This is a genomic window from Prolixibacter denitrificans (assembly GCF_003014495.1).
Lineage (GTDB): Bacteria > Bacteroidota > Bacteroidia > Bacteroidales > Prolixibacteraceae > Prolixibacter > Prolixibacter denitrificans.
The window spans coordinates 375,427-397,287 of record NZ_PYGC01000003.1; the positions used below are offsets into that span (position 1 = coordinate 375,427).

Below are 21,861 nucleotides of genomic sequence, written 5' to 3' on the forward strand. Positions count from 1 at the left end.
ATGTTGTTGATACTTTATTCAACCACCCATGTGTTTCCACTGGTCAACAGGTCGTCAACGCATTTAATCTTTGCTGTCGACTTCACCTCTTCAATCTGGGCTACCATGGCCTCATCATAAGACGGGCCTGGTACCGCACGAATAACTCCCATAGCTACCGGGAAATCGGGAAGCGCCATGTTAATCAGCAACTGATGAACGAATCCGTTGGGTTCTGTTACATCGTGAACCAGAATATCGTCGCGGGTAACACCGTCTTCACCGATTTTAACCACTTTCAGACGACCACATTCCAGTACCAGACCTTTGTCTTCGTTCTCACCGAAAATCATCGGCTCACCATGCTTCAGCATCAGCTGGTGTTCCTTTTTCATCTTCGGATCGGTGATGGCTGCATGAATTCCATTGTTGTAAATCATACAGTTCTGGAGTACTTCCACCACCGAGGCGCCTTTGTGTTTGGCGGCTTCTTCAAAAATTTCCTGGCTCAGTTTGATGTTGTTATCCACCGAGCGGGCGAAGAAAGTTCCGCGGGCACCCAACACCAACTGTCCCGGAACAAACGGATCTTCGACTGTTCCGTAAGGTGAAGTTTTGGTTACAAAACCTCTGTCGGAAGTTGGAGAGTACTGTCCTTTCGTCAAACCGTAAATCTTGTTGTTAAACAAGATGACATTGATGTCGATGTTACGGCGAATCAGGTGAATGAAATGGTTTCCACCGATGGCCAACGCGTCACCGTCGCCGGTGATTTCCCAAACACAGAGATTGGGATTGGCACATTTCACACCGGATGCCACCGCAGCAGCACGTCCGTGGATGGTATGAAAACCGTAGGTACTCATATAGTACGGAAACCTGGAAGAACATCCGATTCCTGAAATGACTGCATAGTCTTTATGCGCAATGTTCAGTGAAGCCATTGCTTTTTGAATGGCATTCAAGATGGCATGATCGCCACATCCCGGACACCAGCGAACTTCATTCTCGCTTTTGAAGTCTTTTATTGTTAATGCTAATTCTTCGGCCATTGTTATTCCTCCAATAATTGTTCAAACTTCTCGCACAATTCATGAACCGTAAACGGAAGTCCTTTGACCTTATTGAATTGTTCGTATTTGAAATCGGGTTCTTTATCACGGAGATAGGCTGCAAACTGTCCCATGTTCAACTCGCAGACAATAATCTTCTTAAACCGGCTAAATACCTCATGAACATTGGCCGGCAGCGGATTGATGTAATTGAAGTGTGCCAGACCAATTTTATGATCAAGCGAGCGCATTTCACGAACCGCACTTTCCATGTGTCCAAAGGTACCTCCCCAGCTTACAACCAGCAGGTCGCCTTCCTGTTCTCCACATACTTCCAGTTCAGGAACCATATCGACAACACGCTTAACCTTCTCTGCACGAATTTCAACCATCTTCTGGTGATTTTCCGGATCGTGACTGACGTTACCCATCAGGTCTTTCTCCAAACCACCAATGCGGTGCTGGAAGCCATCCATTCCTGGATAAGCCCACTCGCGCGACAACGTTTCTTCATCGCGGGCATATGGCTTGTATGTTTCCGCATTTTTAGCGATGCGAGGCGTAATCGTAGGCATATCGGCCATTTTCGGAATTCTCCACGGTTCCGAACCGTTTCCGAGGAATCCGTCGGTCATCAGAATAACCGGCACCATTCTTTCCAAAGCAATTTTAGCTGCATGGAAAGCATAGTGGAAACAATCGGACGGTGTGGAAGCAGCCAATACAACTACCGGACTTTCACCGTTACGGCCATAAAGTGCCTGCAGCAGGTCTGATTGTTCTGTTTTGGTCGGCAAACCGGTTGAAGGGCCACCACGTTGCACGTTTACCAGAACCAAAGGCAACTCGGCCATTACACTCAAGCCCAATGCTTCTGATTTCAAAGCCAAACCGGGACCTGAAGTAGAGGTTACCGCTAAATCCCCGGCAAATGCAGCTCCGATAGTCGTGGAAATTCCGGCGATTTCATCTTCAGCCTGAAAAGTTTTTACGCCTAAATCCTTGCGAGCCGAAAGTGCTTGCAATACTTCAGTTGCAGGAGTAATAGGATACGAACCGAGGAAAAGTTCCAGATTGGCCTTTTCCGCAGCAGCGAGCAGTCCCCAGGCAGTAGCAAGGTTACCGTTGATATTCCGGTAAGTACCATGTTCAATGGCCGCCGGATGTACGATGTACCTCGGCGTCATGTGTTGCATGTTCATACCGTAGTTCCAACCACTCCTCAACACTTTAAGGTTAGCTTCCACCACCGCAGGCTTCTTCTTGAATTTATTCTGAATGAAGCTCTCCATGTAGTCCATCGGACGGTCAAACATCCAGCTTACCAAGCCCAGTGCAAACATGTTCTTGCTTCGCAGAATACTTTTGTTGTCAAGACCGAAATCTTTCAACGCTTCCCTCGTAAGGGTAGTTATAGGAACCGGAATTTTGAAATAATCATCCAGTTGCAACTCCTCAAACGGATTGTCCGTACTAAATTTTGCCTTCTGAAAATTCTTCTCCGTAAAACTGTCCTGGTCGTAAATAATCGTCCCTCCGGGGCGCATAAACGGCGCATTTGCTTTTACGGCTGCAGGGTTCATGGCTACCAGCACGTGGGCGTAGTCACCCGGTGTGGTCACCCGGCGGGTTCCAAATTGTACCTGGAAGCCCGACACGCCGCCAACGGTTCCCTGCGGAGCGCGTATTTCTGAAGGATAATCGGGGAATGTCGAAATATCATTCCCAATCAGAGCAGAGGCATCCGAAAACAATGTTCCGGTTAACTGCATCCCATCTCCTGAGTCTCCTGAAAACCGGATGGCTACCTCTTCAAGTTCAATAACTTTTGTTTCCTTAGACATAATTACGAAAACTTATGTTCGACAGGTTTATCCACTTACGAAAAACAATTTTTAAGGCATATTTTATATCAATTCCTCAAAAAAATTACCCGCAAGAGAAAGGATTATAAACATATGTGACAAATTTAATGATTAAAGGCTATCAGCGACTATGACATTCGACTTATTTCGCCCATAATATTAACTTTGGTAGTAAATTAAAATCAATACAGATAATGGCCATTATACAATCTCTTCGCGACAAAACGCCAACCTTCGGCAGTAACTGTTTTATTGCAGAAAATGCTGCCATTATTGGTGATGTGGAAACAGGTGATAACTGTAGTTTTTGGTTCGGCGCCGTTTTACGCGGCGACGTGCATTACATCAAACTGGGTGATAATGTCAATGTCCAGGATAATGCAGTTATTCATGCTACCTACCAGAAATCTCCAACCAACATCGGTAATAACGTCAGCATTGCACATGGAGCCATCGTGCACGGGTGTACCATTCATGATAATGTCCTTATCGGGATGAACGCTGTGGTACTTGACGATGCGGTTATTGAAAGTAACTCCATCATCGCGGCCGGAGCCATCGTAACCAAGGGTACTGTTGTGCGTTCCGGATCGGTTTATGCCGGTTCGCCCGCCAAGAAAATCAAGGAAATCAGTCCTGAGCTTCTGGAAGGCGAAATTCACCGGATTGCCAACAACTACCACATGTACGCTGGCTGGTACAAAGAAGGTGAAGATTAATTGATAATCAGCATCGCATAATATGTTTTAGAATATCCATCCGAAGTGATAGTTTTAAAACAATCAAATCTGGAGCGCTACAAAACAAAAATGTTGCTGAAATACAAAAAGAAAGGGTTACCAATTGGTAACCCTTATCTGTTTTCATTACAAATAAGCTATTATCTTATTTTATGTCCTTTCAGTGCATAGAAAAGAATGAAAAGATAGGCAGGGAAACAAACCCAGTAAGCGGCCTGAATACCAACAATATCTTTTACTCCGCCAAAAGCGAGCGGCAAAATGGCACCACCAACAATCCCCATCACCAGCAACGAAGCTCCTGTTTTGGTAAAGCGTCCCAGGTCAGCAATGGCGAGGGGCCAAATGGCCGGCCACATCAGTGAGTTCGCAAGTCCCAGCAGAGCCACGAACCAAATGGAGTAATTTCCGGATACCAGAACAATCGCCAACGAAGCCGCTACTCCCAACCAGGAATTGATTTTCAACGCCGTATTCTGCGTAATTACCTTTGGAATAAAGAACACCCCGAACAGGTAACCGATTACCATGAAGATAACCGTGTACGTTGTATAAGTTGCCGGATTACCCAGTCCTAAACTGTCGGCATAATCCACAATGGTTGCCAGTGCTATCGTTTCAACACCTACATAGAAAAAGAGAGCAATAACACCCAGAATAAGGTGCGGGAACTGAAGAATGCTGGTCTTTGTCCGTGCATACGATGAAACCGGAGTCTCTTCTTCACTTTCGTCTTCCCCCTCGGCTTTCACTTCCGGCAGCGGAGCGAAATAAACAGCGATGCCCAGCAAAACGAATATGCCTACAATCAGGTAAAACGGGAAATACATCTTTTGCAGCAATGGTGCATCCAGATTCAGGAATAAACTCAGGAATATCGGTGCTACAGCCCAGGCCGCCTTGTTAATGATTCCCATGATACTGATTCGCATCGCGGCACTTTCCTGGGGCCCCAAAATGGTGATATACGGGTTAACCGATGCCTGGAGCAACGTATTTCCCATACCACTAATGAATGATGCCAACAGAAACAGTCCCAGACTCTCGTAACGGGCCGATGGAACAAACAGCGCCAGTCCTACTGCGAAGAAGAAAAACGAAACCATCATTCCACGCCGGTAGCCAATCTTGCTGATGATTACTCCCGAAGGATATCCAAAGACAACAAAGGCCGAAAAGGTAGCTGCCAATACCAGGTAAGACTCAGCTGAAGATAAATCCAGTGCCTTTTTCAGGAAGGGAATCAGGTAACCGTTAATTCCAAGAGCAAATCCAATCACAAAAAACATAACTCCAATAATGATAATTGGAATTACGTAATGATTCCGTTTTGAGTAAGTAGCTGTTTCTGCTGCCATTTTCGAACTAGTTTAGTTTATATAAAAAAATACGTTGTTCACGAATATAATACTTTATTTTAATAGATTAATTGGGATTTTCTCTTTGTCTGCGTGCGGGTTATGCCTACTTTTGAAGGGAAAAAACAAGGGTCATAAACTTTTAAAAAGTACACCTTTGAAATCGAATTTATTTTCAACCCATTACATAAAAGACTAATTTTTTTAATAAGAAACTACTTCATAAGCGAGAATCTTGTTGTTGAGACAGAATGATTCCAACTTTTTGTAGTTTCAAAAGACGAAACAAACGACAAAATGATGAAACCGACTTTAGTTATTCTGGCTGCCGGCATGGGAAGCCGGTACGGAGGCCTCAAACAACTCGACGAAGTGGGCCCAAACGGAGAAGCCATTATCGACTATTCGCTTTACGATGCCATCAGGGCAGGATTTGGGAAAGTGGTATTTGTCATCCGCGAAGATTTTGCAGATGAATTCAAAGCTCGCTTTGCTCCCCAGCTCGAAGGGAAAATCGACGTAGCTTACGTGTACCAGGCGCTGGATAAAATTCCTTCCGTATACGATATTCATCCCGAAAGGGTAAAACCCTGGGGAACCGGACATGCTTTACTGATGGCCGAACCAGAGGTAGATGCTCCCATGGCAGTCATCAACGCCGACGATTTTTACGGACCACAGGCTTACCAGGAAATTGCTTCGTTCCTGACCTCTTCAACCGACAAAAACGAATACGGAATGGTAGGCTACCAGCTGGATAACACATTGTCGGAGTTTGGCTCGGTATCCCGCGGCGTTTGTCAAACGGATAGTTCTGGCCGTTTGACTGAAATTAATGAGCGGACCAAGATTCAAAAGGAAGGTAACCAAATTGTTTATTACGAAGACGATAAACGTTTTCCGTTAACCGGAAAAGAGCCTGTTTCAATGAATTTTTGGGGAGTAAAGACCTCCGTTTTCCAATATCTGAACGAAGGCTTCCGCAAATTCCTGCAGGAAAAAGGCAACCAACTGAAATCGGAATTCTTTGTGCCGTTCCTTATCAATGACAAAATTGTTGACGGAACCGTTAACGTAAAGGTGCTGACTTGCGATTCGCCGTGGTTTGGTGTTACCTACAAGGAAGATAAACCGTATGTTCAGGATAAATTGAAGAAATTAGTTGCAGACAAGGTCTATCCCGAGAATCTATGGAAATAAACTAAAAACTGCCATATGACTAACCATCAACTAAACCAGATTTTTGAATCTTTTAGCCCCAAAGGCCACGTGAAGCATTGGGAACCGTTCGGGAATGGGCACATTAATGATACCTTTCTAGGACGAAACCAGGAAAACGAAGCTTCCGATTTTATTCTACAACGCAAAAACCACAAAATCTTTACGAATGTCGCCGGAATGATGGACAACATTGTTGCGGTAACAGAACACATTCGCGAAGGTCTTAAGAAGACACAGGAAGGTGATATCGACAGAAGGGTAATGCGGTATTTTCCTGCCAGGAATGGCAAATGGTTTGTTAACGACAAAAAAGGGAATTACTGGACGTTATTTCTTTACATTTCCGGAAGTCATAGCGTTGAAAATATCGAAAATCCTGAGCAGGCAATGATGGCCGCACAGGCGTTTGGTCATTTTCAACTACAGCTGGCCGATTTACCGGGCAACAAACTGGTAGAAACCATTCCTAATTTTCACAACGGTATCTCCCGACTCAACGATTTCCGGAATGCCATTGAAAAGGATGCAGCCGGACGTGTAGCTGAAAACCGGGAACTACTGGAACAACTTTCAACGCGCGGAGACGAAATGACGCTTATACAGCAATGGCTTGATTCGGGAGAACTCCCCTTGCGCATTACGCACAACGACACCAAAATCAACAACATTTTGTTTGATAAAAACGATAAACCGTTGTGCATTATCGATCTTGATACCGTGATGCCGGGAAGTGCTTTGTACGACTTTGGCGATGCCATCCGAACTGTTGGAAATACCGCAGCGGAAGATGAACCTGATTTATCAAAAATCAGTTTTGCAAAGGATATTTTCGAAGCTTTTGCAGAAGGCTACCTGACAGAAGCCGGCAAGTTTTTAACGCAAAAAGAAAGAGAAAACCTGGCCTTCTCGTGCCTTTACATGGCGTGGGAACAGGCCATTCGGTTTATGACTGATTACCTGAACGGTGATACCTATTACAAGATTGCTTATCCGGAACACAACCTGGTTCGGACCAAAGCTCAATTCAGGTACCTTGAAGTATTGGAGGAAAACCGTGAAAAAATGGAAAATTTTATCAGTGAAGTAGATTAAGAGCTTCTTGAAATATTTACAATAGCTAAAGGACGGGAAACGATGATTTTCCGTCCTTTTAAATTTATAGTACTAAAGATGGATGTGTTCTGCCTTCAGCGATTCACCAAAAAACACGCCCGCCCGGGTTTCAAAGTTTTCCACTGATTCGGTCGTGAGAAACCGACGAGAACCGCCTGTTGAGCATTTCTTTTCTATTTCCGGATGCCTCTTCAAATAATCAGCCAGCCGGTCGGCTACTATGGGGCCTTGTTCCAGTAACTGAATATGTTTAGGAAGGAATTTCCGAATGGTTTCCGATAGTAACGGATAGTGCGTGCAACCTAAAATGACTGTGTCGATTTCGGCGTCCTTCTCCAGCAATTGTTTCACATTCTTTTCAACGAAATAGTCGGCTCCGGGTGTTCCAATTTCATTGTTTTCGACAATAGGAACCCACATCGGACAAGCTTCCTGATAAGTTTTTACAGGGTGGTCAACCGATATTTTCCGAATTTCCATCGGGTAGGATTCCGATTTTACGGTACCGGTTGTCCCCAATATTCCGACACGACCGGAACGAGTCACGTAAGGAATGCGTTCAACGCTTGGACGAATCACGCCCAATACACGACGAGAGCAATCAATGTTAGGTAAATCCCTTTGTTGTATCGTACGTAAGGCTTTCGCGGAAGCCGTATTACAAGCCAGAATTACCAGATGGCAGCCCATTTCAAACAATTTTTCGACAGCCTGAAGTGTATACTCATACACAACTTCAAATGAACGGGTACCGTAAGGAGTTCGGGCATTATCGCCTAAGTAGAGATAATCGTACTGCGGCAATTCATCAATTACCGAACGAAGAACCGTCAATCCTCCATATCCGGAATCGAATACCCCAATAGGCTTGTAATCTTCAGACATTATTTCCGGTTTTATTTTCCAACCTGAAACTACAAAATTCTGCTTAAACCAAGTATTATTGACAGCCTTAAAACAAAAAAAGGACACTGTCTGACAGCGTCCTTTTTTCAGTTCAAATATTTTTACTTACTGGATTCCCAGTTTTTTCTTCACCAATGGCAGAATATCCTCTGATTGGGCAGAGTGATAAAGAAGATTATTGACGTCGAATACGTAAATCAATCCTTGCTCTTTAGCCACTGCTTCGACAGCTGCACGAGCTTTCTTAACAATGGGTTGGAATTGTTCTTCCTGTTTTTTCTGAAGATCTTGCTGAGCTACAGACTGGAAGTTTTGGATGCGTTGTTGCAAATCCTGCAAATCATTCTCCTTTGCACTACGTACAGCTTCTGAGAGACTGTCACGCTGGGCAATGTAGGCCTGTACCTTCGTCTGGTACTCTTTCTGCATAGTAGTCAGCTGATTTTCCAACTCAGTAGCATGCTTCTGCATCGCTTTCTGAGCAGCATCACGCTCCGGCATTACCTGCAACAACTGGTTAAAATCGATATGCCCAAATTTATATGTCTGTGCTGAAGCGCTACCGGCGAAAAGGGCTACGAAAAGTACTATTACCTTTAAAATGTTTCTCATACTTGACTGATTTAACAAATTATTTCGCATAGATATAGATATTAATTCTTATATCCAAGTTTCTGCAGCACCTGATCACTTAAATCGTATTTGGGGTTCGTATACAGCATACTCATACCCGAAGAACGGTCAAAGATCACAGCATAACTGCCTTGTTCTGCAATTTCTTGGATTGCATTGTAAATATCGTCCTGAATAGGTTTAATCAGCGATTCACGCTTTTTATACAAATCCCCTTCTGGTCCAAAGTACTGCCGCTGCAGCTTTTTATATTCTTTTTCTTTCGAAACGATGACATCTTCCCGACGGCGTTTCATATCATCAGACAATAACACCGATTCGGCCTGAAAATCTTTGTACATCTGATCCAATTCAGCATGTAATGTTTCCAGTTCTTTCTGATACTGTTTCGAAATCTTATCCAACTGATCCTGCGCCGCATGATAAGCCGGAATATTATCAAGAATATATTCTGTATCGACGTAAGCGTATTTTTGGGCATATGTATAGCCCGCCATGCTTAGTATCAGTGCAAAAAGGAGAACGATCTTTTTCATAATTCGTGTTTTGAATGAAATTTCTCAAACAAAAGCAAAAACCAGACCAACTTTTCAGCTTAGAATTGCTGGCCTATGATAAAGTGGAACTGACTTCCGTTTGCGTTCGCCTTATAAGCATCATCAAATCCGTACCCCCAGTCAAATCCCATCAAACCAAACATCGGTAAGAAGATACGAACTCCAAGACCAGCCGAACGGCGAATATCAAATGGGTTATAGTCCGAAAAATCATGCCAGGCGTTACCACCTTCGGCAAATGCCAAACCATAAATAGTTGCTGACTGACTAAGTGTGATCGGATAGTGAAGTTCCACCGTAAATTTCTCGTACAAGTTACCTCCGTTGCTTGGTGTCAACGAGTTATTTTCATAACCTCTCAATCCGATGACATCACTACCATACATACTGTATCCCGACATTCCATCACCCCCGACGCGGAACTGTTCGAATGGTGACCGACGATTTTTATCGTAGTACCCCAGGAATCCTGCTTCAAACTTCGTTCGCAAGATCAATTTCTCATTACGGGAAACCGGAGTGTAAACATCACCTTTGAATTTCCACTTGTGATATTCGATCCATTTGTATCGCTGAGAATCGGGTAAATTCGGATCGCCGTAGTTCACCCCGTCAAAAGACGAATATGGCGGAGTTAACTGAAGTGACAGGGAGAAGTTGGATCCCGTTCGTGTGTACAGCGGGTTATCAGTTGAGTTACGCCCGATAACTGTCTTGAAACTAAGGTTATTCGAAACTCCATCGCGGAAAAGGTAATAACTCCAGTTCTGCAGATTATATCGCTGATACGAAATTTCGTTGTAAAATGTGAAGTAGTCATCAGGCCAACTCAGACGACGTCCCAGACCAATGGATGCCCCGAGTACCGACATCTGCTGGGTAATCTGGTAATCGTACATGTTTGAGTATCCGCCATAACCACCGTAGCTTCCGTAACCGCCGCCATAGTAACTGGAACCGTAGCTTCCGTAACTATACGGATTGTAACCGCCGTAGTTATAGTCGGAGTTACCGCTGGTTTGTTTCGAGTAGTATACCGACAACGTAAATGAGTTCGGTTTCTTTCCTCCCAACCAAGGTTCAACAAATGAGAAACTGTATGATTGATAATAGGAACCGTTGGTCTGTGCACGAAGGCTCAACGTCTGACCGTCACCGGTTGGCAGCGGACGCCACGCTTTTCCGTTGAAAATATTCCGAACGGAGAAGTTGGTGAATTTCAAACCGACCGTTCCGACGAACATTCCTGCTCCCCAACCACCGGAAAGCTCAATCTGGTCATTGGCGCGTTCTTCCAGGTGATAGTTAATATCTACTGTTCCATCTTCCGGATGCGGAATCACCTGCGGATTAATTGTTTCCGGGTTGAAGTGCCCCAACTGAGCCAATTCCCTTACCGAACGAATAATATTTTCTTTGCTGAACAGCTGTCCCGGACGCGTACGCAACTCACGACGGGCAACATGTTCGTGTGTTTTGGTGTTTCCGGAAATAATGATCCGGTTGATCGTCGCCTGCTGTCCTTCGTAAATACGCATCTCATAATCGATGGAATCATTTTCTACTTTAGTTTCCACCGGATTAATATTGAAGAACAGGTAACCGTGGTTCAGGTACACGTTACTAACCGCATCGTCATCTTCACGCAGACGCTTGTCAAGTAACTTCTGGTCGAACACATCGCCTTTCTTGATTCCAAGAACATGACTTAGATACTCAGAGGTGTAAACTGTATTACCTACCCATTTGATATTCCGGAAATAATACCGGTCACCTTCAGAAATCCAGATTTTGATGCTAACGGTATTGTCTCCATTATTATATACTGAATCGGCCGTGATCATCGCATCACGATATCCTTCTTCGTTATATTTCTTAATGATATTCTGCTTATCCTCTTCATACTTGTCTTCCAGGAATTTTTTGGAACGGAAAAAGTGTTTCAGGCCTTTGTCCTTGGTCTTTTTCATCGCGTGTTCCAACTGGCCTTCGGATAATGCCTTATTCCCATAGAAGGAAATTTTCTGAATCTTCACTTTTTCCTTCTTATCGACGTTAATGTCCAGAATGACATGATTTTCCTTGGAAGGATCATCCCGCTGAACAATGTTCACATCGGTATTGAAGAAACCTTTGCCGTGATAGTAATTCAAAATCTGTCGCTGTGCATTGTTAATCAGGTTATCGGTAACCTGACCGCCAATAATTAACAATACCTTTTTCTCAATCTCATCTTTCTCGCCCTTGGATACTCCATTGTAGTTTACTTTGGAGAGCCGGGGTCGTTCCTGGAGATAAATATCGAGCCAGATTTTATTACCGACAATCTTAGTCGCGGTAATTTTCACATCAGAGAATAATCCCTGACGCCAGTATTTTTTGATGGCTGCAGTAATTTGATCACCGGGGACGGAGACTTCGTCTCCAACCTGCAGTCCCGAAAGTTTCTTAAGTACTTCTTTATCCAGGAACCGAATTCCACTAATTTCGATCCCCCCAATGGTGTACATTTTCTGGCTATCGTAATAAATGGAAAAATTGGTACTGTCGGCTACCACCTGGGCAAAAACACCTGCACTGCTGCTAAAAATTAAAAGAAAAAAGAGTATCAGTTTTTTGTACATGTCAGATTCTGATTTGTTCACTTGTTTTACCAAACCTTCTCTCTCGCTGCTGGAAATCGGCAATGGCTTCAAATAAGTCATCTTTTCTAAAATCGGGCCATAATTTAGTGGTGAAATAAAACTCCGTGTAAGCCATCTGCCAAAGCAGGAAATTACTTACCCGGTATTCTCCGCTGGTTCGAATCAACAATTCCGGATCTGGTATCCCCTTTGTCGAGAGATAATTATCGAAAAGGTTTTCATCAATCTGAGAGGTTTTTATTTTTCCGCTGCAGGAATCTTCTACCAAACAACGCACGGCATTCAAAATTTCCCATCGGCCTGAATAACTGAGGGCCAATACGAGCTTCAATCCGGTGTTCTCTGATGTCAGAACCATTGCTTCCTGCAACTTGATACGGGCGTTTTCAGGCAGGCTATCCGTATCTCCAATTGTCATCAGTTTTACATTATTCTTGTTTAGATTCTCCGCTTCACTGGTAATTGCATGAACCAGGAGCGACATCAAAGCCTCTACCTCCTCTTTCGGACGACTCCAGTTTTCGGTAGAAAATGCGTAAAGTGTCAGGTACTTCAACCCGGCCTCTCCGGCACCTTCAACCGTCGAACGTACTGCTTCAACTCCTTGCTCATGCCCAAAGATCCGCTCGTTCCCGTGTTGTCGCGCCCATCTTCCGTTACCATCCATAATTATGGCAACGTGATTTGGCATGTGCTCCTTGTTCAATTTATTAATTCCCATTTTCTTATTCACTAGTCGTATACCGGACAATTCTTTTTACCGTCCCACAACAAGATGATGAAGGACACGGTAAACGTTGACAACCAGTCGTTATTATGCACGGTACTGGACGAAAACTTGTCGGCGTAACCGGCGTACATCTGCCGGTTTCCCGTAGGATCTGTTGGATCCGGTACCTGTGATGTGTCGAAGTAATGGAACCGAATCGGATCATCCAGGTTATCGATATTGTCCGTAAAGGTTTTCCGAACCATCGCTTCTACATTGATGGCAAAAATATCGGAAATATTCCACTTTATACCCATCCCAACCGGAATAACCGGAGAAAAAGCATCTAACCCATTGGTAGTGTGGCCATTTTCGTCGACATATGCATTGTAATATAAGTTGCCATTCTGAGGAATTCTCGGCTGCTGATTCAGGATTAAAGTCCCTGAACCATTTGCACGCGTGTACATTGCACCAATTCCTGCAGAAATATACGGCGTAAAGGAAGCATTTTTATTGCCCAACTCATAATCCTTAAAATTGAACTCAAAAATTCCTTCGAGCATCTGAATGGAGCGATGAAAAGAATAATACTGCGACAAATCGCGCGGGTAATGATATACCAACGAATTGGGAAACGTGAATCCCATTCCAGGTTGCGAAAGATATACATCGTTGTATATGCCTTTCACATTCAACGAGGCAATCATCAACTGTGCCTTTACCGCCATTCGCTTATTCATATTCCAGCGCGCAAACACGCCAAAAGCCGGCGAAAGCGATTTCATGTAATCAACCTGCTGAACATCTCCCCAGTAAAACGCCAACCCGGTCATCAAACCAAGATCCGCAGTTTTCTGAGCCTGAACCTTCATACCGGCCAGGAAAATTGCCATAATGATTAGCAGTTTCTTCATCCAGTTCAAATTATTGAGCCAAAATTTTGAAACCGTTTGATTGAATATATCAGTCCAAAATTCATCTGTCCGACTCAAGGTTTACAAATGTAATAGATTCGCAGAATTTTCCTTCCGCTCTTACCATAATAAACCGATAAAAGCGTGAAAAATTGCGTATTTAACCGGATAAAGAATTTAGTTACGTCGATCGACACCCCACATCAATTTGGTGCGCAACGTTCCGTAAAAACTGTGGTTGAAAAGTTTGAGGACTTTGATACCAAAATCCGCTTTGCGTAAACGGATTTCCGTTCCCGATTCACAAACTGCTGAACGGGAATCGAGCGTCGTCATAAAACGACCACCTCTTCCTTCAACAGTCATTACTATTTGCTGATAATCGGGAATAACCACCGGCCGGATATTCAGGTTATGCGGCGCAATGGGACTAATAATAAAATTCGAAGCCACCGGCGGTATCACCGGCCCCCCCACACTTAGTGAGTATGCCGTAGAACCGGTTGGCGTAGATACAATTAATCCATCAGCCCAATACGAATTCAGGAACTCATCCCCCACCTGGGTGTGAACGGTTATCATTTGCGAAGTATCCCGTTTATGCACCGTAAATTCATTCAGTGCGTACGGGAAATCGGCTAACGTGCCATTATCGTCTTCCAGCTGTATCAATGAACGCGTTTGCAGACGATAGCGTCCTGCGAACAGGTCCTCGAGGGCATACTCCAGTTCCTCCTGGGCAATGTCGGCTAAAAATCCCAGCCTTCCACTGTTGATCCCGACCATCGGAATTCCCGAGTCACGAACAAACGAAACACCCTCCAGAAAAGTTCCGTCTCCGCCAATGCTGAAAAAGAAATCAACATCTTTCAGCTCTTCCGGCGTTGAGAAACTTCCCGCAACAGCCGGATCGCACTTCACCTCTTTACAGAGATAGGCAGCGAAGGGCTGATACATCACCACATCTACATGATGTAGATGCAGAATGTCGAACAAACGTTTCAGACTATCGTAAAAAACCGGATTAATTGTTCTACCGAATATGGCTATTCTCATGAATTGCAGGCATTTTCAAGTATTCAGATATCGCATAAACTGATCGAACCGATCGTCATACAAATTATTTATGCGTGAATCGTCCATGTATGTGGCCTTGATGTTGTAATCGTACCGTGTGAATGTCTGTATGACACCCGACAAATCCATTTTGTTCAATTTGAGGGTCACATCCAACTCCTTGCTCGATTCGGATGGCCGGCTCACAAAGAAACTAAGTATCTTGGCATCATTGCTTTCCACAATCTGGGCAATTTGGGAAAGAGAGTAATCGGTTTTGCACAACTCCAGCACAATAATTCCGCCGGGCTCATTCACAGCCACCAAATCGGCCAGTTTCCTGTTCGCTTCTCTTTGCGAAATTGCTCCCATGTAGGAGTGATCCATATCGAGTACCGGAACAACGGTTACACCACATTGCGAGGCAATACCCACTACCTCGAAAACATGCTGATTGCGGTGTACATGCGGCTGTGGGAAATTGATACCATATTGCTCAATCTGCTCCTCAAAATTGTCGGCATTATATATGTCCTGATCGGAAATCACACCAAAATATTCCGCTCCATTCACTACCGGAAGATGGTTCACATGGAACACCTCCATCAAATTAAGAGCTTTAAGTCCTGTTTCTTCAAGACTTACCGTTGGAATACTGTCGGATATGAGTTCGCTGGCTGTCACAATATGATATATTTATTTATTCATTTGCAATCTAAATTGTAAATTGCGCGTTCAATCAATACCTGTAAAAGATGACACGCTTAAGTGTAAATATAAATAAAATAGCAACACTACGAAATTCGCGGGGAGGCAATATTCCTAACGTTTTGGAGGCTGCCATGAACTGTGAAAAATTTGGTGCAGAAGGAATTACCGTCCATCCCCGTCCGGATGAACGTCATATCCGCTACAGCGATGTAAGAGAGCTTCGCCCGCTGGTTACCACCGAGTTTAACATCGAAGGATATCCTTCCGATAAATTCATGGATTTGGTGCTGGAAGTAAAACCACACCAGGTAACGCTGGTACCCGACGCGCCGGATGCCGTGACTTCAAATGCCGGATGGAATACCCTCGACAACAAGGAATTTCTGACGGAAGTGGTTGGCGAATTCAAAAAGGCCGGCATTCGTACTTCGCTGTTTGTGGGAACCGAAGCCCGCTTTATTGAAGGTGCCGCTAAGGTTGGTGCCGACCGGGTTGAGTTGTACACCGAACCTTACGCGACCGATTTTCCGGCTGCTCCTGAAAAAGCCATTTCGCCTTTCATTCATGCGGCTGAAGTAGCAATCGAATCAGAACTGGGACTTAACGCTGGTCACGACTTGAGCCTGGAGAATCTTCCTTTCTTCTATCAGAACATTCCCGGCCTGCTAGAAGTCTCCATTGGTCATGCCCTGATTTCCGAAGCCATTTATCTTGGTTTGGAACTGACAATTTTAAAATACAAAGAGTGCCTGAGGTAATATATGCGTGTTTCACTGAAGTATAAAAAAATGGGCTCCGGCCCGAATATGGTTATTCTGCATGGGCTTTACGGCTCGTCAGATAACTGGCTTACCATTGGAAAACATCTTTCAGAATCCTATACGGTTTATCTGTTGAATCTGCGTAATCATGGTGATTCGCCCAATGCAGATGTGCACACATTTGAAACCATGAGTGAAGATGTGGCCGGCTTTTTCGAAGAACAAAACCTCGACAAAGCCACTGTTTTAGGCCACAGTATGGGCGGAAAAGTTGCCATGCATTTCGCGGCTGACTATCCCGATAAAGTGAGCTGTTTGATTATTGCCGATATAGCGCCGAAGGATTACACAGAACTTGATCGGTCGAAATCGAATTTCCATATGCACCAAACCATTCTCGAATTGCTCGACGAATTGGATTTGAGCCAGGTGGAAAGCCGCAAAGAGATTGACAAATATCTGGCAACCAAACTGGATGCGGTTGGATTACGACAATTTTTACTGAAGAACATCAAACGCACAAAAGATGGGCAGTTCAAATGGCGTTTGAATGTGCCGGTACTGAAGGAGTATTTGCCAAGAATCATCAGTGAAGTCAACGCGGAATGGTTTGAAGACCGGAAACCGATTCTTCGCTACCCGGTAACGTTTATCCGCGGCTTGAAATCGAAGTACATCAACGATGAAGATATTCCGGACATTCAGGAAATTTATCCGGAAGCACGGATTATCGACATTCCCGATGCAGGCCACTGGTTGCATGCCGAACAGCCCAAATTGTTTCTGGAGGCTGTTCTATCGTGCGTAAAGCCGGGTTAATTTCAGCAGCTTTTCACCGTGACTGCGATGTAATTCGCGCTTGGAAAAACGCCAGTTCCAGTTTCCCTCTACTGTTCCCGGCGTATTCATCCGGGCCCGATCACTCAGTCCCAATACATCCTGGAAAGGAATAATGGCTGTTTCGGCTACCGAAGACAAAGCCAACCGGATGAGTTGCCAGTGCTTCTCTTCTTTCGGATTTGGCATATAAGGAATCACTTTTCGTCTTTCGTCTGCAGTTAATGATTTCCACCAGCCGCGTGTGGTATTGTTGTCGTGTGTCCCGGTATACACTACGAAATCGGTTTCGTAATTGTGCGGCAAGTATTCATTCTCACTGTCATTGTCGAAAGCGAACTGAAGGACCTTCATTCCGGGGAAACCATATTTTTTTCGCAAAGCGTGAACCTCTTCCGTAATCGTTCCCAAGTCTTCGGCAACAATTGGGAGATTTCCCAGCTGATCGCGCAAAATGTGGAACAACTCATCGCCCATAGCGGGAAGCCATTCGCCTTTCACTGCGGTCTTTTCACCGTAAGGAATCGCCCAAAACGATTCCAATCCTCTGAAATGATCGATGCGTACCCGGTCGAACATTTTCAGGTTGAAATGAATACGCGCCAACCACCAGTCAAAACCACGCTCTTTTAGTCGGTCCCATTTGAAAAGCGGATTTCCCCATCGCTGGCCTGTTTCGCTGAAATAGTCAGGAGGAACGCCACCAACCTTCACCGGCTTTCGCTTTTCATCCAGCATAAACAGGTCTTGATTAGCCCAAACATCAGCACTGTCATACGAAACGTACAGCGGAATATCGCCCAAAATTTCGATTCCTTTTTTGTTGGCATACTGCTTCAAAGCAAACCACTGCTGAAAAAAGATAAACTGCACGAATCGTTGATACTCGACATCTTCCCGGAAACGGCGGTAATAAAAATGAAGCGCACCTTCTTTCCGATCGGCCAATGCATCCTCCCAATAACTCCAGTTTTTTCCTTTCAGATTTTTATGACATGCGTAAAAAAATGAGTACGAATCGAGCCACCAGGCATGCTCATCCCAAAACTGCATATATTCCTGAAGTCCGAATCCTCCGGTTTCCCGGAAACGGATGAACGCTTTTCGCAGAAGTGGTTCACGAAACTCTATTGCTTCGGTAAAATCGACACGATGAGTGGAAAAATGAGGGGCCGTTATTACATCGTCACTTTCAAGGTAACCGGTTGAGACCAGTTCATCCAAATCGATGAGATTCGGATTTCCGGCGAAAGCTGAATAACATTGGTAGGGCGAATGATTGAAGCCGGTTGGATTCAACGGCAAAATTTGCCACACTTTTTGTCCGTGTTCCGACAGCCAATCGACAAACCAACGGGAAGAATTTCCCAGGGAACCCATTCCATATTTTCCCGGCAGGGAGGTAGGGTGTAGTAATATTCCACTTTCTCGTTTCATCGGGACGATTTATGTTCCGCTCATTGCATTCAGAATGCCGCAAAGATAAGAAAGATGACTTACAGGATTGAGAGAGCAGCGCTCCGATTTGAATGTAAAGGGCACAAAAAAAATGGCTGCCTGAATAAAGACAACCATTTCTCAGAATCGGCAGCACATTTTACTGCTCTTTTCTTCTTCCATTTCCCTTTTTCTTCTTCATACTGCTGTTGCCAACTGTTTCGGCAACTTGAACATATCAATCACTTGTGGCTGATCGGTAAAAACTTTCTTTGCCACATCAGAGATGAGCAGCACCTTGGAATACAATGCGTTCATCCGGGCCAACCGAAGTGATTGCAACCGCTTTTGCTCAACCTGTTGTTGATTGAGTTTTTGTCCCATCGACTGAAGTTCTCCTCTCAGAACTCTGATCTGCCAATAATAATCAGGTGGGCAATGAACAACCTGAAGGGCTGCACGATGTTTCTCAACCAAACGTTGCAATTCCTGCAACTTCATCAGCATCTGATTGCGGTTGGTGCTGGCCCGCTGATAATCGCAAAAGCCCAGTTGTTCCCATACCCTTCTGTCATGTGGAAAAGCAGCCTGAATGTATAGTCTCAGAGAACGAAAAACAATACATGCATGTTCCATCTTCGCTGCAATCTCTTCCTCCATCAGGCTAATTTCTTCGTCCAGGGAGTCGGTTGCCGGCACTGATTTGGCCTCCTTTAGGGTACGTTGAAAATGAAGTAAAAAATCTTCGTTGATAGCCGGTGTGTGGTCCGACAACTGCCGCATATACAACGGCAGAAGATTTTTGATCTCTGATCCAATCCGAATCAGCTGCGCATCACTGAACTGGTAATTTCTTCCTACATCCATAATCAAAAAGTTTTTTGTGTAAAAAAATCGCTCTTTCGCTCCCGGCGAAAGTGACGCCGACCTGGTAAATGAGTAAACTCAACTACGGGTCGTTTCACGTAAGAAAACACAGTGGCAAAAATGCCAGGACTTGCCATAAAGGCGGGATTAGGAAGGTTAAGTGTGTGAGATAAGAATCTGTCTTTGAATTACCCCTTTTCTCCTTTAACCTCTTTCGTCGGTTCTTTACCTATAAAGACTGTCTACAAATTACAGAAAAAAAGCCTCAAAATCAATGCTTATAAAAAATAAAGAAAGTTAAAAAAGAGAAAGTTAATCGAGTACAAAGTGGTAGGTAATGGTTCCTTTTTGGAAAGCAGGAGCATTGTTATCGGTGTTGAAACGGGCTGACAATGCAGCTTTTTTGGCGGCAGCCAGCAGCGACGGATTGATGGTATTGGAGCCTTTTACACCAGGATTTGCCTGGGTTACTTTACCATATTTGTCAACGGTAATTTCAACGACAACTGTTCCTTCCTCGTTTCCGGGGAAGTCGGGTTTGGGAAGTCCACCTACCAAACTCCGGCCGGAAAGATTGAACGTATTGCCGCTTCCGCCCCCGTTGCCATAGCGGTTGACACCGGGCGTACCATCGGGGCTTCCCTGGTTGCCTCCACCATAAGTCACGCCCTGACTCTTGCTGTCGGAGCCATTGTCAGTTTTGCCACCACCAAAAGCAGATTGCGCCCGGGAATTGATCTCGGCAATTTTCCGCTGCTCTTCTTCCCTCTTTTTACGCTCAGCCTCTGCTTTACGCTGACGTTCCAGCTCAGCCTGTCGTTGCCTTTCGAACTCCTCCTGACGGGCTTTTTCTTCGGCTATTTTCTTTTGGCGCGCTAGTTCTTCCTGCCTCTTTTTCTCTTCGTCAACCTTGCTCTTCTTTGTACCGGAGTTCACAGCAGCTGATTCTTCAAAATCCTGCGTCATCACCTTTTCTTTTCCCTGATCAGGCGTTGATTTGGGCTGTGCTTTCGGCTTGGGTTGCGTTTTCGGCTTACTAACCGGAGGAGTTGCCGGTTCGTTCTTTTTTTCCTCTTTTTTGACCGGAGCCTGCGCCGCCCTTCTGGCAGGTTCACGAGCGCCTGACCCTGTAGACGAATTTCCAAAATCGACCAAAATCCCCTTCTCTTCCGGTAACGGAAGCGGGGTTATGAATCCGAAGAATAACAACAGCAGCAGAATCACCCCGTGAAACAGGATGGTTCCTACTATTCCTCTTCTATGTTTACCGATTTTGGACATAAAACTATTTACCGGTTCTCGTCAGGGCTTGTCGCCAGAATCATCTTATAATGATTTCGTTTGGCAATATTCATCACTCTCACTACCTGCTCAATCGGCACCGATTTTTCAGCATGCAGTGAGATGTAGATATCTTTTTTCCCTTGCAGTGTTTCCTGCAAATAGGGCTCAATTTCACTGAAATTTACCTTCACCAGGCGGCCGTTATTATTCACGTAATATTTCAGGTCTTTTGTAATCGAAATCGTAGTAAGCGGCTTGGCATTGGTTTGATTGTTGCTCTTCGGAAGCAACATTTTCAACGCATTGGGGCTAATCAGGGTCGATGTGACCATGAAAAAAATGAGCAACAGGAATACGATGTCGGTCATTGACGACATGCTGAAACCTGCGTTCACTTTATTTCTTCGACGTAATGCCATAAAAATGCTTGTTTATTTTGCTGGTTCGTGCAGTAAATCCATAAATTCAGAAGTGGTTGCCTCCATTTTGAAAACCACTTTCTCGACACGCGCCACCAGGATATTGTAAGCGAAATAGGCGATAATTCCCACAATCAATCCGGCAACGGTCGTCACCATGGCCTGGTAGATACCACTGGAAAGCAACGAAACATCCACATTACTTCCGGCATTCGACATATCGTAAAATGCCCGAATCATTCCCATAACGGTTCCCAGGAATCCCAACATAGGGGCGCCTCCGGAAACACTGGCCAGCGTAGGAAGTCCTTTTTCCAGCTTCGAAATTTCGAGGTTACCGACATTCTCGATAGCGGTATTTACATCGTTCAGCGGACGACCAATACGCGACACGCCTTTTTCAATCATCCGGGCGACCGGTGTTTCATTGGTACGACAGAGCGCCAGCGCTGCGTCGAAACGACTGTTGTGAATGTTGTCTTTTATCTGGTCGATGAAACGGTCATCGATTTTTGCGGCTCTTTTTATGGCATAATAACGCTCCACAAATATGTAAACAGCAATAATCGAAAGAAGAAAAATAGGAATCATGATCCAACCACCTTTGAGAACGAGATCCCAAAACTTCAGCTCGATAGCTCCCTGTGCTGCCTGAGCGGCCATATTGGCGGTATCCGCGGCAGCGTCCGTACTTTGGAGGAATAAGAGATTAATCATATGTATTACCGTAATTTCGTTGTGATTTTGATGTCTTGAATATCGCGAAAATATGATGAAAGCAAAAATAATGAATC

At 44.6% G+C, this 21,861-nt stretch carries 21 protein-coding genes; 5 read left to right on the plus strand and 16 right to left on the minus strand.

Annotated elements, in window-relative coordinates; all coding sequences use genetic code 11:
• Positions 1–14: 14 nt before the first annotated feature.
• Positions 15–1,031, minus strand: coding sequence for a 2-oxoacid:ferredoxin oxidoreductase subunit beta (locus CLV93_RS08475; protein ID WP_106541747.1), 1,017 nt, complete (start codon positions 1,029–1,031; stop codon positions 15–17).
• Between the two features lie 2 nt (positions 1,032–1,033).
• Positions 1,034–2,875 carry a 2-oxoacid:acceptor oxidoreductase subunit alpha gene (locus tag CLV93_RS08480; RefSeq protein ID WP_106541748.1) on the minus strand — a complete coding sequence of 614 codons (1,842 nt, stop codon included), beginning with the start codon at positions 2,873–2,875 and terminating at the stop codon, positions 1,034–1,036.
• A gap of 215 nt (positions 2,876–3,090) precedes the next feature.
• On the opposite strand from CLV93_RS08480, the gene CLV93_RS08485 reads away from it, so the two are divergent.
• Positions 3,091–3,615 (plus strand): gamma carbonic anhydrase family protein, encoded by a 525-nt coding sequence (locus tag CLV93_RS08485; RefSeq protein ID WP_106541749.1) that lies wholly within the window; start codon positions 3,091–3,093, stop codon positions 3,613–3,615.
• Positions 3,616–3,776: 161 nt separating this feature from the next.
• On the opposite strand, the gene gluP is transcribed toward CLV93_RS08485, so the two are convergent.
• Positions 3,777–4,994, minus strand: coding sequence for a glucose/galactose MFS transporter (gene gluP / locus CLV93_RS08490; RefSeq protein WP_211297782.1), 1,218 nt, complete (start codon positions 4,992–4,994; stop codon positions 3,777–3,779).
• Positions 4,995–5,291: 297 nt separating this feature from the next.
• Between gluP and CLV93_RS08495 the strand changes: the two genes are divergently transcribed.
• The gene (locus CLV93_RS08495) at positions 5,292–6,194 is read left to right on the plus strand and encodes a nucleotidyltransferase family protein (protein ID WP_246187273.1); all 903 of its coding nucleotides are present in this window, start codon (positions 5,292–5,294) and stop codon (positions 6,192–6,194) included.
• Between the two features lie 15 nt (positions 6,195–6,209).
• A complete protein-coding gene (locus tag CLV93_RS08500; RefSeq protein ID WP_106541750.1) occupies positions 6,210–7,307 on the plus strand; it encodes a phosphotransferase enzyme family protein in 1,098 nt (365 codons plus the stop codon).
• A 72-nt stretch (positions 7,308–7,379) separates the two neighbouring features.
• Here the strand turns inward: CLV93_RS08500 and murI are convergent, their stop codons facing one another.
• The 8 genes from murI to CLV93_RS08540 all read right to left on the minus strand — a co-directional run bounded on the left by murI (position 7,380) and on the right by CLV93_RS08540 (position 15,435).
• Entirely contained in the window at positions 7,380–8,213 is an 834-nt protein-coding gene (gene murI, locus CLV93_RS08505; protein WP_106541751.1) for a glutamate racemase, read from the minus strand.
• A gap of 126 nt (positions 8,214–8,339) precedes the next feature.
• Positions 8,340–8,846, minus strand: coding sequence for an OmpH/Skp family outer membrane protein (locus tag CLV93_RS08510; RefSeq protein ID WP_106541752.1), 507 nt, complete (start codon positions 8,844–8,846; stop codon positions 8,340–8,342).
• Between the two features lie 41 nt (positions 8,847–8,887).
• Positions 8,888–9,403, minus strand: a complete 516-nt coding sequence (locus tag CLV93_RS08515) for an OmpH/Skp family outer membrane protein (RefSeq protein WP_106541753.1) — start codon at positions 9,401–9,403, stop codon at positions 8,888–8,890.
• Between the two features lie 59 nt (positions 9,404–9,462).
• On the minus strand, positions 9,463–12,048 hold the full coding sequence (gene bamA / locus CLV93_RS08520) for an outer membrane protein assembly factor BamA (protein WP_106541754.1): 2,586 nt from the start codon (positions 12,046–12,048) through the stop codon (positions 9,463–9,465).
• A gap of 1 nt (position 12,049) precedes the next feature.
• Positions 12,050–12,790: an undecaprenyl pyrophosphate synthase gene (gene uppS / locus CLV93_RS08525; RefSeq protein WP_106541755.1), complete on the minus strand. Its 741-nt coding sequence runs from the start codon at positions 12,788–12,790 to the stop codon at positions 12,050–12,052.
• An 11-nt stretch (positions 12,791–12,801) separates the two neighbouring features.
• Entirely contained in the window at positions 12,802–13,695 is an 894-nt protein-coding gene (locus CLV93_RS08530; RefSeq protein ID WP_146141987.1) for a DUF6089 family protein, read from the minus strand.
• Between the two features lie 177 nt (positions 13,696–13,872).
• Positions 13,873–14,751 (minus strand): NAD kinase, encoded by an 879-nt coding sequence (locus tag CLV93_RS08535; RefSeq protein WP_106541757.1) that lies wholly within the window; start codon positions 14,749–14,751, stop codon positions 13,873–13,875.
• 15 nt (positions 14,752–14,766) lie between these two features.
• Complete coding sequence (locus tag CLV93_RS08540) at positions 14,767–15,435, minus strand: CBS domain-containing protein (RefSeq protein ID WP_170108899.1); 669 nt, start codon at positions 15,433–15,435, stop codon at positions 14,767–14,769.
• A 71-nt stretch (positions 15,436–15,506) separates the two neighbouring features.
• Here CLV93_RS08540 and CLV93_RS08545 point away from each other — a divergent pair, with 71 nt between their 5' ends.
• Both CLV93_RS08545 and CLV93_RS08550 read left to right on the plus strand, forming a co-directional pair.
• A complete protein-coding gene (locus tag CLV93_RS08545) occupies positions 15,507–16,220 on the plus strand; it encodes a pyridoxine 5'-phosphate synthase (RefSeq protein ID WP_106541759.1) in 714 nt (237 codons plus the stop codon).
• A gap of 3 nt (positions 16,221–16,223) precedes the next feature.
• Positions 16,224–17,042 (plus strand): alpha/beta fold hydrolase, encoded by an 819-nt coding sequence (locus tag CLV93_RS08550; protein WP_106541760.1) that lies wholly within the window; start codon positions 16,224–16,226, stop codon positions 17,040–17,042.
• Here CLV93_RS08550 and malQ read toward each other — a convergent pair.
• From malQ to CLV93_RS08575, 5 genes are all read right to left on the minus strand, one after another.
• Entirely contained in the window at positions 17,019–18,497 is a 1,479-nt protein-coding gene (malQ, locus tag CLV93_RS08555; RefSeq protein WP_106541761.1) for a 4-alpha-glucanotransferase, read from the minus strand. The two genes, CLV93_RS08550 and malQ, sit on opposite strands and share 24 nt — an antisense overlap.
• Before the next feature lie 198 nt (positions 18,498–18,695).
• On the minus strand, positions 18,696–19,364 hold the full coding sequence (locus tag CLV93_RS08560) for a hypothetical protein (RefSeq protein ID WP_106541762.1): 669 nt from the start codon (positions 19,362–19,364) through the stop codon (positions 18,696–18,698).
• A 312-nt stretch (positions 19,365–19,676) separates the two neighbouring features.
• Positions 19,677–20,645, minus strand: coding sequence for a cell envelope integrity TolA family protein (locus CLV93_RS08565; RefSeq protein WP_106541763.1), 969 nt, complete (start codon positions 20,643–20,645; stop codon positions 19,677–19,679).
• Positions 20,646–20,653: 8 nt separating this feature from the next.
• On the minus strand, positions 20,654–21,067 hold the full coding sequence (locus tag CLV93_RS08570; RefSeq protein ID WP_106541764.1) for an ExbD/TolR family protein: 414 nt from the start codon (positions 21,065–21,067) through the stop codon (positions 20,654–20,656).
• A 12-nt stretch (positions 21,068–21,079) separates the two neighbouring features.
• Positions 21,080–21,784, minus strand: coding sequence for a MotA/TolQ/ExbB proton channel family protein (locus CLV93_RS08575; protein WP_106541765.1), 705 nt, complete (start codon positions 21,782–21,784; stop codon positions 21,080–21,082).
• Positions 21,785–21,861: the final 77 nt, after the last annotated feature.